This window comes from Alteromonas sp. ISO5, assembly GCF_058105165.1.
The window spans coordinates 1,861,292-1,875,108 of record NZ_CM176572.1 but is presented as its reverse complement, the minus strand read 5'-3'; the positions used below and the strand labels follow the sequence as shown (position 1 = coordinate 1,875,108).

Annotated in this window: 12 protein-coding genes; 4 read left to right on the top strand and 8 right to left on the bottom strand. The window is 48.7% G+C overall.

All coding sequences use genetic code 11. The features are described 5' to 3' along the window. Positions 1 to 12: 12 nt before the first annotated feature. Positions 13 to 963, top strand: coding sequence for an IS30 family transposase (locus AC2T0J_RS08610; protein WP_489806734.1), 951 nt, complete (start codon positions 13 to 15; stop codon positions 961 to 963). Here AC2T0J_RS08610 and AC2T0J_RS08605 read toward each other — a convergent pair. The 5 genes from AC2T0J_RS08605 to AC2T0J_RS08585 all read right to left on the bottom strand — a co-directional run bounded on the left by AC2T0J_RS08605 (position 946) and on the right by AC2T0J_RS08585 (position 4,709). Continuing rightward, on the bottom strand, positions 946 to 1,443 hold the full coding sequence (locus AC2T0J_RS08605) for an acetyltransferase domain-containing protein (protein ID WP_489809721.1): 498 nt from the start codon (positions 1,441 to 1,443) through the stop codon (positions 946 to 948). The two genes, AC2T0J_RS08610 and AC2T0J_RS08605, sit on opposite strands and share 18 nt — an antisense overlap. 598 nt (positions 1,444 to 2,041) lie before the next feature. Further along, positions 2,042 to 2,761 carry a DUF4198 domain-containing protein gene (locus tag AC2T0J_RS08600; protein WP_489809720.1) on the bottom strand — a complete coding sequence of 240 codons (720 nt, stop codon included), beginning with the start codon at positions 2,759 to 2,761 and terminating at the stop codon, positions 2,042 to 2,044. Between the two features lie 232 nt (positions 2,762 to 2,993). Continuing rightward, entirely contained in the window at positions 2,994 to 3,665 is a 672-nt protein-coding gene (locus AC2T0J_RS08595) for a DUF799 domain-containing protein (RefSeq protein ID WP_489810308.1), read from the bottom strand. Further along, positions 3,665 to 4,015 (bottom strand): DUF4810 domain-containing protein, encoded by a 351-nt coding sequence (locus tag AC2T0J_RS08590; protein WP_489809719.1) that lies wholly within the window; start codon positions 4,013 to 4,015, stop codon positions 3,665 to 3,667. Before AC2T0J_RS08590 ends, AC2T0J_RS08595 begins: the two co-directional genes overlap by 1 nt. A gap of 7 nt (positions 4,016 to 4,022) precedes the next feature. After that, the gene (locus AC2T0J_RS08585; RefSeq protein ID WP_489809718.1) at positions 4,023 to 4,709 is read right to left on the bottom strand and encodes a CsgG/HfaB family protein; all 687 of its coding nucleotides are present in this window, start codon (positions 4,707 to 4,709) and stop codon (positions 4,023 to 4,025) included. A 246-nt stretch (positions 4,710 to 4,955) separates the two neighbouring features. Between AC2T0J_RS08585 and AC2T0J_RS08580 the strand changes: the two genes are divergently transcribed. Continuing rightward, on the top strand, positions 4,956 to 7,310 hold the full coding sequence (locus tag AC2T0J_RS08580; RefSeq protein WP_489809717.1) for a fatty acid cis/trans isomerase: 2,355 nt from the start codon (positions 4,956 to 4,958) through the stop codon (positions 7,308 to 7,310). A 14-nt stretch (positions 7,311 to 7,324) separates the two neighbouring features. Here the strand turns inward: AC2T0J_RS08580 and AC2T0J_RS08575 are convergent, their stop codons facing one another. Continuing rightward, positions 7,325 to 7,465, bottom strand: a complete 141-nt coding sequence (locus AC2T0J_RS08575; protein ID WP_489809716.1) for a hypothetical protein — start codon at positions 7,463 to 7,465, stop codon at positions 7,325 to 7,327. 301 nt (positions 7,466 to 7,766) lie between these two features. Between AC2T0J_RS08575 and AC2T0J_RS08570 the strand changes: the two genes are divergently transcribed. Together AC2T0J_RS08570 and AC2T0J_RS08565 are read left to right on the top strand one after the other, a co-directional pair. Further along, complete coding sequence (locus AC2T0J_RS08570; protein ID WP_489809715.1) at positions 7,767 to 7,949, top strand: oxidoreductase-like domain-containing protein; 183 nt, start codon at positions 7,767 to 7,769, stop codon at positions 7,947 to 7,949. A gap of 89 nt (positions 7,950 to 8,038) precedes the next feature. After that, positions 8,039 to 9,307 (top strand): patatin-like phospholipase family protein, encoded by a 1,269-nt coding sequence (locus AC2T0J_RS08565; RefSeq protein ID WP_489809714.1) that lies wholly within the window; start codon positions 8,039 to 8,041, stop codon positions 9,305 to 9,307. Positions 9,308 to 9,344: 37 nt separating this feature from the next. Here AC2T0J_RS08565 and AC2T0J_RS08560 read toward each other — a convergent pair whose 3' ends face one another. Both AC2T0J_RS08560 and AC2T0J_RS08555 read right to left on the bottom strand, forming a co-directional pair. Next, a complete protein-coding gene (locus AC2T0J_RS08560; protein WP_489809713.1) occupies positions 9,345 to 12,899 on the bottom strand; it encodes an ABC transporter permease/M1 family aminopeptidase in 3,555 nt (1,184 codons plus the stop codon). Between the two features lie 11 nt (positions 12,900 to 12,910). Beyond that, the gene (locus AC2T0J_RS08555; RefSeq protein WP_489809712.1) at positions 12,911 to 13,798 is read right to left on the bottom strand and encodes an ABC transporter ATP-binding protein; all 888 of its coding nucleotides are present in this window, start codon (positions 13,796 to 13,798) and stop codon (positions 12,911 to 12,913) included. Positions 13,799 to 13,817: the final 19 nt, after the last annotated feature.

The window sequence follows — 13,817 nt, the reverse complement described above, 5'->3', positions numbered from 1 at the left end:
TAGAGTATTACCATGAGTTACATGCAGTTGATCGAGGGACAAAGATACCAGATCGAGGCCTACTTACGCGAGGGTTTCAGTTATCGAGAGATTGGAAAGCGTCTGTGTGTAAGTCACAGCACCATTAGTAGAGAAGTTAAACGTAATCGAATTCGAGATAGCCATTACCTACCGGAAGTCGCTCAGGCCAAGGCATTAAAACGACGTTGTCAGGCCGCAAAATACAGGATATCTGAACTGACGATTACCTTTGTAGAGTTTGGGCTGAATGAGAAATGGAGCCCTGAGCAGATTGCTGGTGTAGGTAAAATCATCGGTCATCACGTCAGCCATGAATGGATTTATGGCTACGTTCAGCGTGATAAATTAAGCGGCGGTAAATTGTATAAACAGCTACGCCAGAGCCACCGAAGATACCGTAAAGGTAGCCGCGCGAAGCGTGTAATTATCCCAAATCGCGTTGGCATAGAGCATCGTCCCGCTATCGTGAACAAGAAGAAGCGGTTCGGTGACTGGGAAGCTGACACGGTTTTAGGCAAGCAAGGAACGGGCGCGATTGTTAGCTTGGTGGAGCGTAAAAGTAAGCTGTATCTGATACGCAAAGTGCCAGCGAAAAGTGCAGCCGATGTGGCCCGTGCCATGGTTGGCATGTTGTGGAAATATCGCAGTCATGTCCGAACTATCACGGCGGACAACGGCAGCGAATTCTGTGATCACGAGCTGGTCGCAGAGAAGCTTAAAACGGATATTTACTTCGCGAACCCTTATTCTTCCTGGGAGCGCGGACTGAATGAAAACTTTAACGGTTTGCTTCGCCAATACATACGTAAAGGCTCCGATTTGCGGACAGTAATGGACAAGCAAATTGCTCAGATTGAACGGGCATTAAATGCCAGGCCGAGAAAGTGTCTCGGCTTCAGGCAACCTGTCGCGATATTCAATGAATTACGCAAGGCTGCCTAATTTAGCGAGTGGTGCACTTCGGAGTTGAATTCGCGCCCAATAATTCAACTTGCTTAAGACAGACAGCACCAACATGCAGAGCCCTATTGCCCAGATAACCTGTAAGTAAAAGGTATTGAATGAACTGGCCCAGACAAGGTAAACCGCCGTCACTTCCAGAAAGATAAGAAACAGACCGCGTTTTGCAAGAAAGCTGGTAGGTGAGCGATACGGCTTATTCGCCGGGTGTGCATATAGCCAGGCAGAAACACCGGTCAGAAACACAAACATCGGCGCACAAAGATGGGCCAGATATCGAGAGAAATATAAGCTCGGAGGTGTCGTAGTAATGTCCATTGGGTCTGACAACGGCACATGGAGATAGAACCGCTCTCTGACATGATCGAGCACCATAAAAACAATGATAAGGCCCCGCATGACATCTATTGACGAGATGCGCGAGCCTCTTGCGGCTGTGGGAGTATTTTCTGTTTTTGACATAGTTATTCCTGCTCTAAATTCGAGTCTTACCTCGTTGCCATCTGATTATCATGTTTCTTATTTTTAGTCTGTCGTTTAGTCCGAGCCCGAAAGCATCAGTACACTCAACGACAACGTAAGTTCCTGGCTCAGACTCGCCCAACACAGAACCTTATCCAAATTATACCCAATGTGACTCATTCACTTTGCCAAGTTACTTTTATGTTTAAGTATTTTTTAGTGTTTTATCCTCTTATCTCGGCATGCTTTGCTGAGATTAAACTAAAACGAACAGGTCGGTTACAGTGCCCGATTGTTCAATTGCCCGCTTCGATGCCATATAAGGCAGTACCTGGAACAGGCATTAATGAATCAAACACTATGCAACGTATTTGGTGCTATGGTGGGCCGCAAAACACAGCATAATGGTAACGAGTAGCAGCTTACTCCCCATTACCCACAGATAGTTGGTATTGACCTCCGGAATAACATTCAAGAAAACCGGATGCATCAGCATTTATCACACCAACGACATTCCAACCTGCGATTTTTACCTTTTCGGACGGCAATTGGGCTGCAGATGTTCACAGCCCACGGTTAAGGTTTTTAGAGGAACCGATCACTCTGGCTCATGGGGCAGAATGAACGACAGAGTGGCCAGCAATTCGTATTTATCAATCACTTTTGGACGATCTGTTGGCGCATCATAGGTAGCGACAACAACATTTAATCCCTGATTTCTGACCGGTAGCGTAACCATACCGTTTTTGTCTGATTCTGTTGCCTTGGCATCGGTATCGTTAATAAAGTCTGCTTTGACCATAGCACCTTGAACAGGCTTACCTTTATGCAAAATCTGATAGGTTTGCATTTCGCCTAACATAAGCGGGAAACTCTCCCCCACAGGTATAATTTGCAGTTCCTGACTGTCAATTTTAGGAACTTTACGCAATGGACCATCCAGGAAAACCGCATACTTGATGGTTTCTTCACTTAAAATTGCATCAGGCACCTCATCGCGGCCTTTACCAATCCAACGGCCATCTGGCGTATTGCTCCAAATGCCATTTTTCATCACTGCAGCTAAAGCATCGTGATCACCTTCTACAAACACCATGGGATCATAAACTTTTAGCTCAGCCTCTACTTCCTGCCAGTCTTTATTGAATGCCGTAAAATGACTAACCTTCGGCAGGCGCTTAACGATTTTCAAATCATCAGCGCCAACGCCGTACACCAGTGCTGTTTTCTGTACTCTTTCAGCAAAGTAAATTCCGTGAGCATATGCCGTACAGCATGTGACCAGCAATGCACTCATTATTCCCAGTTTTTTAAACATGATTCCACCCTTTATATAGTTATTAAACGCTAACGCGTTAGCCTTAGCGAGCTTAGATTTATACTAATGGAGGTGTTCTGGCAGAATGATGTAATGAGATGGGCTTTTGCAGAATATTTGTTTGAATTGAACTGCCACATAGCAATTTTCATTATGCAGGCATGACTACCTCCTGCGCAGAATTCACTACCTGAACCCGAGTTCAGGCAGCAACACAAAGAACTACAAAAGCTTAGTTAACGTTTGGGTCCTGCTGCTGATAGAGTGGCGAACGCGGACCGGGAAGTAACCCGTTGTGAGACGTAGTGGAAAGCAAACGAGTAGCGGCAATGCCTGCCACATCAAACCCGCGGTCGGTAACGGTTTCGATAATCTGGGTTAGCGCCGCCTCAACCAGCATGCCCAGTAGGCCATTGCTGTTTGCGCCGCGGCTTTCACCGCTTGAAGCACTGGCGGCCCCCTGCCACAACAGTTGGCCGGTGCGTAAATCCACCAGTTTGGCTTCAGCTGATACAATTGTGTCGCTGGCCAGCACGGCGTAAGAAGTGCCATAGTCACGAACAGTGATATACAAACCGGCATCGGCACCAAATATCTCATGCAGTTTTTGATAATTAATGGCCTGGGCGTCTTCGGCAACCGTCATGCCATTGGCAATAAATGTTTGATTAACTACCGCTACAGGAAACACATAATAACCGGCTTCGGCAACAGGTTTTACAATTTGCGCCATCATCCCGTAAGGTGCCATCACCTCGGGTGTATGGTTTACCGGCGGCATCACCAGGATAGAGGCTGGCGCAGCGGCCCGAAAAGCAGCGTAATCGTAGCTGGGCTTGCGTGTTGTCTGACAACCGCTAAGTAAGATCAACGCTGTTACCACCAATAGCAATAACCGTCTCATCACTTCACATCCTTTTGGCTAGACAACAGAAAATCAAGATAACCGGTGGACTCAGGAAACAGTTGCTTTTCGGTAGCAAAGTGCATCGCTCCGTTCACGCCATCGCCCTGTTCAAAATACAACATACCAAGGTGGGCATGTACGCCCGGCGCTACCGGAAGCCCTGAATTAGCGGCCTTCTCGATAATAATTTCCAGAGCATTGATTTGCTCATCAATGGTGGTCTCGTCGTTTTTAAAGTAGTGATAAACCGCGGTCTGGTACCCACCATAATAGTAAATCGGTTTCGACGAAGACTGGCACCCGGCCAGACCAATAAGGGCAACAACTGCCATCAATACCCGTATCATCAGGCAACTACTCCTGTGGCTGGAACTGGCCGCTTTCGATACCTTTTACCAGATTGTTGATGGCTTCGCGAATGGACAACTCAAGCACCTTGCCATTAAGGGTGGCGTCGTACCCCGCAGTGCTGCCAAAGCCAACCACTTCGCGTTCAGACAGGCTATACTCCCCTGCACCGCTAACGGAATAAACCACTTCGGTGGTCTGCGTATCAACAATATTGAGCGTTACCCGGGAATAAGCAATTTGTGCTTTACCTTTCCCCAGCAGGCCAAATAGTTGTCTGTCGCCTTCGGTTTTACGACCAAACTCCGTCACATCGCCGGTAATCAGATAACGCCCACCGGCAACTGATTGCTCTTTACCTGCGTAGCCGGTTTCTTCAGAAAGCATTTGCATGTTGTCTCTGTCGAGTACCGAGAAACGATTAGTTTGCTGTAGGTGGCTGATTAAAATCGTTTTGGCCTGGGAGCCAAGACGATCAGTACCGTTAGAAAAAATACCGTTTTGAAAGCTGGAGCGATTGACAAATTTACCGACCACCACTTTGCTTTTTACCCCATTGTAGGCGGTGTTATAAGACTCCACTCTGGGTGACTCGATGACGCGGGAAGACTGTTGCGTAGAGCAGCCGGAGAGTAGCAATACGGAAGCCGCAATAACCACAGTGAAAGACTTGCCAAAAACGTTCATTTTCATTTTCTTATCCTTAAAAAGCACATAAGAACGGGGCGTAAAAATCTGATTTTACTGTTCAGACCGTTAACGCAATATCACAGTCTACAGTGCACGCAGCGTAAAGAGATATCTGTCAAAAATCAATCAAATAAATGTAAGTAAACACATCTGTACTTAGCCTTAACAAAACAGATAAAGGTAGCACGGGAATATTCACTTAAAACCAGTTACTATCTGTGCGGTAATTAACGTAGTGAGATTTTCTGCATGGTAAAGCTGATAAAAATAACCTGCCTGTTGCTGATAACCTGTGCAATGGGCTGCACACCGGCCATTATAGAGCAGGAAAGTGTGACCTCTCCCTACGACAACCCGCCCATTGATCCAGACAACACCTTTAGTCAGACCGTACAACCAATACTCGACAAGCGTTGTGTGGTTTGTCACGCCTGTTATGACGCCCCCTGTCAGTTAAAACTCGGTAGCTACGAAGGTATTACTCGAGGCGCTAATAAAGCACCGGTTTATCATGGTGACCGCCTGTTGGCAGACAGCCCCAGTCGCCTGTTTATTGACGCCCAACGCCCCGGTGAGTGGCGCAGTAAAGACTTTTATCCGGTACTTGATGAAGTCAGTGAGTTCAATAACCAGCTAAATAACAGCGTCCTGGCTTCTATGCTGGCCCTCAAACAGTCAAACCCCACTAACACCAACGAACCACTGGGCGAAAACTTTGAGTTTGATATTAACCGTGAGATGCAATGCCCGACGGTTGATGAGTTCCCCGCTTATCAGAAAGATCATCCGCAGTGGGGCATGCCCTACGGATTGCCAGCCATTGATCAGCAGGAACATCAACACATCATTGCCTGGCTACAGGCTGGCGCTCCAGCCTCCCAACCGGCTCCAGTGCCGACTTCAGACCAGCAGGGTATTGCCAGATGGGAGGCGTTCCTCAACCAAGACTCATACAAACACCAGTTAGTAAGCCGTTACCTGTATGAACATCTGTTTATCGCTCACATTTACTTTGAGGATAAACAGGGCAACACCCGGTTTTATTCGTTGCAACGGGCATTAACACCACCGGGCGAACCTTTTACACCGCTGGCAACCCGGCGCCCTTTCAGTCCGCCCTTTAGTAATCAGGACAACAGCGACAATCAACGGGTTTACTACCGCTTTATGCCGGTCAAAAACACCATTGTCAGTAAGTTACATATGCCGATCAGGCTGGATGAGGCGCGCATGGACAAGTGGAAGAGCTGGTTTATTGAGCCCGAATATGAGGTTTCGGAATTACCCGGCTATACGCCGGAAGTCGCCTCTAATCCCTTTGTGGCTTTTGCGCAAATTCCGGTGTCGTCTCGCTACCGGTTTATGATTGATGAAGCCCAGTACACCATTATGCAATTTATTAAGGGGCCGGTTTGTCGCGGTCAAATAGCCCTCAATGTCATCAATGACCACTTCTGGGTAATGTTCTTAAACCCGTCCAGTAACATTCTGGAACATCAGGATGCCTTTTTACGCGACGCGCGCAATACCATCAGCATGCCTGCTGAAGCCCAATCTAACGCCATGCCCACCAACTGGATAAAGTACGCCAAACAAGAGCGGGAATACCTGGAAACGCGCAGTCAGTATATCGCCCAACACGCTCAGAACAAAATGCCACTCGATTTGGACATTATCTGGCGGGGCGACGGGGAGAACGATAACGCCGGCCTGACTATTTTACGCCATTACGATGCGGCTACGGTGGTAAAAGGTTTTATAGGTGAGCGCCCACAAACCGCATGGATTATTACCTACCCGTTATTTGAGCGAATTCACTACTTACTGGTGGCGGGCTACGATGTCTATGGAAATGTTGGTCACCAGTTGAACAGCCGTATCTACATGGACTTCCTGCGCATGGAAGGAGAGTTTAATTTTCTGGCGTTGTTGCCGGCGCAAACCCGCCAGAAGGTGTGGGATAAATGGTATCGTGGTGTGGTCAGTCCGGTGGAGAAATATGTTGCCGATGGCCATCAGTTAAGTGGTGAAACGGCCATGACATTCAACACCGACGACCCTCTCACTGAATTATACCAACGGGTTAAGCATCACCTGGTTAGCGTTCTGAGCCCGCGCCATGAACTGACTAACGGCTTCACCGACCAACACAGCTTAACCGCACTGAAGCATATTGCGACTACCACCGGCATATCTGCTTCTTTATTGCCCCAGAGTAGTATTGTGCTGGTAGAAGATAAAAACGGCGAGGTTAAGCATGTCTATACCCTACTCAGCAATAACGCCTATACCAATATCTCACATATTATCGCTGAGGATGCCAGACGCCTGCCACAAGAAGATACACTGACTCTGGCTTACGGTTTTGCCACATCACACCCTAATGCCATTTTCCATCTGGCCACTCAACAATTACCTGCTTTTAGTGAGCAGATCGCCGGCTTGCAAAACGCTGCCGACCTGCAGCGATTATACGAAACCTTCGGCGTGCGACGCTCAGCCGCTGACTTCTGGCAAGTCAGCGATATCATCCATCAGTGGTACCGCCAAACTTATCCACTCGAATTTGGCTATCTGGATTACAACCGGCTGATTAACTGGTAAGCCATAGCAAGCAATCAGCCACCAAACACTGCCAGTTCTATAATAGCCAGGGCTGCCACACCACACAGTGCGCAGTACATATTGGGGTCACGGAGCTTTTCCTTAAGCCAGTGATTAAATTTACCAGACAGTGACTGTGAGATTACCCTGGCCATCGCTGCATACCTCTTAGTTGGGTGAAGGTTGTTTTAGCCTGTTAACATAAGTCAACATTTGATTAACATAGCACCCTAATTCAATCTTCATGTCAATATCATGAAACACCATAAGTCCCGTACCCCAAAAACGAAATAACCATAAAAATCAATTGCTAGTGTTAAATAAGGAGAACAAAACGAGCCATTAGAATGATGCGAACAGCAATTAAATTAATGGAAAATGGGTTATGTCGGATATCATTTTGGATTATTTGTAGGTGCAACGCAGTAGCGACATACTGGGCATTACGGAGGCTTTATGAACACAATTCCCCCCGAACCAGAGAAACCTTTACCCAGTGACTGCTGTGGCGGCGGTGCCTGTTGTCCTTGTGTATGGGACCATTATTACGAAAAGCTCGCCGAATGGCGGGAAGCAAAACGAGCGATAGAAACCCAGGCTGCAGAGGTAAAAAACGACGCTGCGCAAAAGTCACGTTAGTGTAGCCGCTCAGGAATAGTCAAAAAAACTGTTCACTTTTTAATCACACAGCGCTACTCTGGCGGCAGTCTTTGCAAAAGATGCCGCTAATGAGCCAGCTTCAACCAGATTATTTTACCGCGGACAGTGAAGTGCAGTCACTGGTCAATCAACTCCATCAACGGCGCTCCAAGCGCGTGTCTGATATCGTCGATGAAGCCGGTCATCAATACATTGATTTAGTGATGGAAGGCGGTGGAGTGCTCGGTTTGTCACTGGTTGGCTATACTTACGGCCTGGAGGCCGCCGGCTTGCGTTTTCGGTCGGTAGCCGGCACCTCAGCCGGTGCGATTAATGCCTTGCTGGTTCAGGCACTTGGCACTCCCTTTGAGACCAAAAGCGAAAAGATGATTGCCGCCGTCGCCAATATGCCCATGGCCAGCTTTCAGGATGGCAGCAAAATGAGCCGCCTGGCAACTGAAGCATGGCTGGCTGGCAAACACTGGTTGTGGAAGTACTCTGTTTCACTAGCTATCCTGCGCCCTTTGCTTAAGCACCTTGGTCTCAATCCTGGTACGACTTTTCACCAGTGGCTCAAAGATTTACTGGCCGAGAATAACACCGACTCCTGGCAAGCATTAAAACAACAAATGAATACCCAGGTGCCAGGCCTGCGGTTTGACCCGGTGCCGTTACCAAACAACATGGCCGTCCCTGACCCCGCCCCTTTTGATCCGCAAAACTGGCAGGTCGAGTTAAAAGTCGTCACCGCCGAGCTGTCCAGTACCACTAAAATTGTGCTGCCCGAACGGGATGGAAAGTTGTTCTACCGCAATCTTGATCAGGCCAATCCCGCCGACTTTGCCCGGGCATCCATGTCGGTACCGGTTTTCTTTTACCCGTTTAAAGTGCCAGTACCCAAAACGCAATCGGTCACCGATGCCTGGCAGGCACTTGGCTTTAAAAATAAATCCATGCCACAAACCGCTGTGTTTGTTGACGGTGGATTAATTTCCAACTTTCCCATCAACCTGTTCCATACCAGTCATTCGGTGCCCAAAATGCCAACCTTTGGGGCTAAGCTCGGTATTGAAGAATACGTAGCGGAGGATATTGACAGTATAAAACCTTATCTGGGGTCGCTAATCGGTGCCATGCGCCATGATGCAGATGAAGAATTTATCCGTAAGAATCCCGACTACAAAGCGCTGGTGAAAAGCATTGACACCGGTAAGCATCACTGGCTGGACTTTTCGCTTTCTAAGGAAGCCAAACTCGATTTATTTAAACGAGGCCTATCCGCTTCACTCGAGTTTTTAGACAAATTTGACTGGCCGGAATATAAAAAGACCCGCCTGACACTGGCGGGTCTTAAATAATTGCCTTAACCGGCTCGCTCGAGCCAGCTTTGCGCTATTAAAGCCGTTTTACGTTATCCCCGCTATCACGGTCGATAAGTTTTACGAACGGGTCAACACCAACATATAGCGGCTTTTCAGCCACAGTTACCGTGATGGTATTTTCGCCGCTGACAATTTTGTGTTTGGCTTTGTAGAGCACCTGGCTGTCATCGGTGAGTATCGACGGGTCACTATTAAATACGCCAATATCCACCCACTCCTCAAGAGGCTGTTCGGTTTCCATACCTTGCCCGTCGGCGACGTACTTTGCGCCACTCACGGTAATGGTCACCTCAAAGCCCTCCTCTAACGGCACGGTCTCTACTTTATCCACTTTCAAATCGTACAGGGTGATTTGCTCGAAGATATCGGCGATAAACGCCTGCTCTTCGGGTGTGGCTTGTGCGTTCAGCGCAGCCTGCAGATCCAGCGTGGTCGGGTACGGGTCTGACTTGAAGCGGAAGTCTGACATTAACTGTTCAAGCGCCGCATTGAGTCGTTCTTCTCCTAACCGGTCGAGAATCGACATCATCACCACAGAGCCTTTGCGATAGTGAATGTACTGCTGGTTTTCACTGCGCATAAACGGCATTTCCTCAAGCAGTTCGCTACTGCGGCCGCGTAAGTAGCGGTCCAGTTCATAGGTCAGGAACTTACGGATCATGTTTTCGCCATAGCGCTTTTGCAGCACCATAATGGCACTATACTGTGACAGACTTTCCGACAGGATAGCACTGCCCTGCACATCCGCAGCGCCAAGCTGATGACCCCACCACTGGTGGGCGACTTCGTGGGCGGTAACATAATAAACATAATCAATATCTTCACTGTTTCTCAGGTCGGCGGTAAAGCCAATTACCTCAGAATAAGGCACTGTGTTGGCAAAACTCTGTGCAAACGAGCGATAGCCCGGAAATTCAATAATGCGCATTTGTTTGTGCTGATAAGGGCCAAACTCGGCTTCAAAGTAATCCAGTGAGTCCTTCACACTCTGGATCATTATATCCACGTTCCAGGCATGTTTTGGATCGTAATACACTTCGATGTTCACGCCATTATGCTCGTCACGTTTGACCTCGTGGCGGGCAGACAGGAAGGAATAAAAAGCCACCATCGGCGCATCCATTTTGTAATGGAAATAACGACGGCCGTTCTCGGTCCATTCTTTTTGCAGGTATCCCGGCGCAATGGCAATTTGATCGGCAGACGTTGAAATAGTCGTTTCAAAGTCAATAAACCCTACACCTGGTCCAAAGAAACTTTGTGCGTACTTGCTGGTATCTTCCAGTTTATTCGCACGCGGACGCTCAGGGAGATCCCGTTTGCGCCGCTCATGTCGGTCGCTGATCAGGTAGTCACCACGGAAACCAAATACCGGGAACAACTCATAGTTGTTAATGAAGGTACCGTTTTCTGCCACCATCAGATCGAATCCACGATCTTTGAAGCCGGCATGGTCGCGCATTACTGACACACTGCCCACCAGCTCATCGCCGGGCATCATGGGCTCGTCAAATTCCAGCCAGGCTGAGTTAAACTCGTCCATGATTTCCACTACTTTGGCACCGGGGATGTCAATATGCCACTCCGGTGTATGGCGTGGAATAGACACCAGCGCACGGGTAATCGGCGTATCCCGTTTGTTCTCAACCACAACCTCAGCAGTGGCTTCTATCCGTCGCTCTTCAGGATAGATATCCACCAGCGCATTGGTTTTGGTCACAATCGGAATGTTGGCGTCTTCGTACTGCACAAACTGACGCTCATACTCGGCCTGACGGTCGAGGCCTTCATCCCGGCCGATAAACTCGTTAAGCACTTTGGTGTTGTAGTGAATATAACCACCTGTGGCAATAAACACTACCAGGCTGGCGACCAGCAAGCCCTTACCGGTATTGCCCATCTGATAACCGAGCAGTTTGAAACGGTCTTTCAGCTTGCTTTCCGGACCGCGTTGCCACAGGCCATAGCCAATTACAGACAATGCCAGACTCAGCGCGCCCCAGTACAACATATACCAGTTAAATCCGGTTAAGAACCAACCGTAACCATTGAGATCGGAATACAATACCTGTGGCGCATTACCAAACGTCCACATATTGTGCTCCACACCCAACTGACTCATCACCAGGGTTGAAATGAGGTAAGCAGAGGTAATTAGCATACCCATGTACTTATTGGGGCTCAGTACCTGAATAAAGAACGCCAGCACGGTGACCCACATCCAGGGTAGCAGCTCAACATAAAACAGCTCGGTGATATACAGCCCCAACTCCAGGTTGGTATAGCCTTTAGTTAGCTGGAAGAAAATGGTGAACAACATGCCGATGATATACAGAACAGCCAGCACCGCCCACATGGAAAACAGCTTGGAGACCCAGAATACCGCATTAAACACCGGGGTAGACTCGATAATGTCGCCCATGCCGCTGCCGCGCTCGCGCCAGACAATCTCACCACTGTAATAAATCACCACTATCATCATAGTAAGGCTGAAGTTATCCACAATGGCCTGGGTCATATTCTGCGTGAGTGGCCAGTTATCCGTGCCATACAGGCCGCCGTAGGCTACCGCGTAAAGAGAAGTCAGGTTAAAGATACTGAACAGTACCAACACGATCATTGCCGGGCTTAACAACACCTGGCGCATTTCAAACCCCAGGTTGGTGACAAACTTGCTCCACTGATAGCCGCCACTGGCTTTGTAACTAATGCGGTTGCCCACGGGAGCAGGCACTCGGGATGCCTTGGTGGGCTTAACCTTTTTACTGCCTTGCTGCCATTTGAACGAGAAGATACCGCCAAAGGCAAACAAAGTAACGGCACCAATGCCCAGCCAGATGAGGCGGTTTTGCAGTAATACGCCATCCAGGGTGATGGCGGTGACGTTTTTATCAAACACGGTCCAGTAACGGCTGATTTCACCAAAGGTACGCAGTGCAAAGGGGTCGAGTAAGGCGGCAATGTCTCGATACTCGGGCTCACTGGTAATGACGCCACCCACCACGTAAATAATAAAGATGCCCAATGCCGTGAGATACGCCGCCATCATGGAACGCACGCGCTGCGCAAGAGCAAAGAAAATCATGCCGAGGGATAAAAAGCCCGGCACAATGATGTAGAAAAAAGGCGTCAAATAAAAACTCAACTGGGTGGCACCGATCCGTTCCGGATCGACCCATGGCATCAACGAACCAATCAGGACACCAAGAGGCACTGCCGCAAACACCGTCAGCGTCACCAGCGTTGACCCCAGGAAGCGGCCTAACTGGTATTTGACCGGATTCACCGGGCGGGTATATACCAGCTCACTCATTTTGGTAGTGTGGTTACGGGTTGCCGTGCCTGCAATAAAATTAACCAGTAAGAACAGTGCGAAAACGCCCATCACCAGTACGGTCTGAGCGATAGCATAACTGCCGTTGTACAACACATTACCGCCGCCACCTATGCGCACGCTGTCGGTAGTGGTTGCCATAAAAGGCAGTAAAAAGAACACCAGAGCAGTCACTGTAAACGACGGCTGGCGCAAGAAGTAGCGCCATTCAAAAGCCAGGCTTTTCCAAAACATAGTAACGCTCCTTATGCGGCCTGGGCTGATTTTTTACGTGATTCATAAAGCGTGGAGAAGTACACATCTTCAAGATTCGCCGGCGCCGCCTCAAAACCGTCGGGCGCGTCATCGGCCATAATATGCACCACATGTTTACCGGCAATCAGCCGCGAGGAAATCAGACTGTACTGTTGTTCAATTTCCTTGAGCTCTTCCTGGCTGACCTGCTTGCACCAGATCCGCCCCTTAAGTTGATAAGTTAGTTCAATGGGGTTTCCTTCAAGGAGGATCTTACCCTGACCAAGCACTGCCATGTTGGGGCACAGTTCAGACACATCATCAACAATATGGGTAGAGAGGATAATGACCTTGTCTTCCCCCAGACTCACCAACAGGTTATGAAAGCGATTGCGCTCTTCCGGATCCAAACCAGCGGTGGGCTCATCCACAATAATCAAATCCGGGTCACCCAATAATGCCTGGGCAATACCAAATCGCTGGCGCATCCCCCCCGAATAACCACTCACCGCTTTGTCTCTGTGCTGCCAAAGGTTAGTATGTACCAACAAACCTTCTACAGCTTCTTTACGTTCAGCTTTATTGTTTAACCCTTTGAGCACGGCCAGGTGATCGAGCAGACGTTCGGCACTGATTCGCGGATACACACCAAAATCCTGTGGCAAATAGCCTAATCGCTGACGCAGCTCATTGGGCTGGGCGATGACATCGGTACCGTCGAATACAATACTGCCCTGGTCAGGAGCCTGCAGCGTAGCGATAGTTCGCATTAGCGAAGATTTACCGGCGCCATTAGGCCCAAGTAAGCCAAACATACCTTTGGGGATATTAAGATTAATACCGTCCAGCGCGCGCACGCCGTTAGAGTAGGTTTTAGTAAGTTGAGTGATTGAGAGCATGGCCTTTCCGTCTGCTTAT

What these genes read in the sequence shown, in the direction of transcription:
- AC2T0J_RS08565 (WP_489809714.1), top strand. Translation starts at nt 8,039, where the DNA reads ATGAGCCAGCTTCAACCAGATTATTTTACCGCGGACAGTGAAGTGCAG.
- AC2T0J_RS08580 (WP_489809717.1), top strand. Translation starts at nt 4,956, where the DNA reads ATGGTAAAGCTGATAAAAATAACCTGCCTGTTGCTGATAACCTGTGCA.
- AC2T0J_RS08555 (WP_489809712.1), bottom strand. Translation starts at nt 13,798, where the DNA reads ATGCTCTCAATCACTCAACTTACTAAAACCTACTCTAACGGCGTGCGC.
- AC2T0J_RS08600 (WP_489809720.1), bottom strand. Translation starts at nt 2,761, where the DNA reads ATGTTTAAAAAACTGGGAATAATGAGTGCATTGCTGGTCACATGCTGT.
- AC2T0J_RS08585 (WP_489809718.1), bottom strand. Translation starts at nt 4,709, where the DNA reads ATGAAAATGAACGTTTTTGGCAAGTCTTTCACTGTGGTTATTGCGGCT.
- AC2T0J_RS08605 (WP_489809721.1), bottom strand. Translation starts at nt 1,443, where the DNA reads ATGTCAAAAACAGAAAATACTCCCACAGCCGCAAGAGGCTCGCGCATC.
- AC2T0J_RS08595 (WP_489810308.1), bottom strand. Translation starts at nt 3,665, where the DNA reads ATGAGACGGTTATTGCTATTGGTGGTAACAGCGTTGATCTTACTTAGC.
- AC2T0J_RS08560 (WP_489809713.1), bottom strand. Translation starts at nt 12,899, where the DNA reads ATGTTTTGGAAAAGCCTGGCTTTTGAATGGCGCTACTTCTTGCGCCAG.
- AC2T0J_RS08590 (WP_489809719.1), bottom strand. Translation starts at nt 4,015, where the DNA reads ATGATACGGGTATTGATGGCAGTTGTTGCCCTTATTGGTCTGGCCGGG.
- AC2T0J_RS08575 (WP_489809716.1), bottom strand. Translation starts at nt 7,465, where the DNA reads ATGGCCAGGGTAATCTCACAGTCACTGTCTGGTAAATTTAATCACTGG.
- AC2T0J_RS08570 (WP_489809715.1), top strand. Translation starts at nt 7,767, where the DNA reads ATGAACACAATTCCCCCCGAACCAGAGAAACCTTTACCCAGTGACTGC.
- AC2T0J_RS08610 (WP_489806734.1), top strand. Translation starts at nt 13, where the DNA reads ATGAGTTACATGCAGTTGATCGAGGGACAAAGATACCAGATCGAGGCC.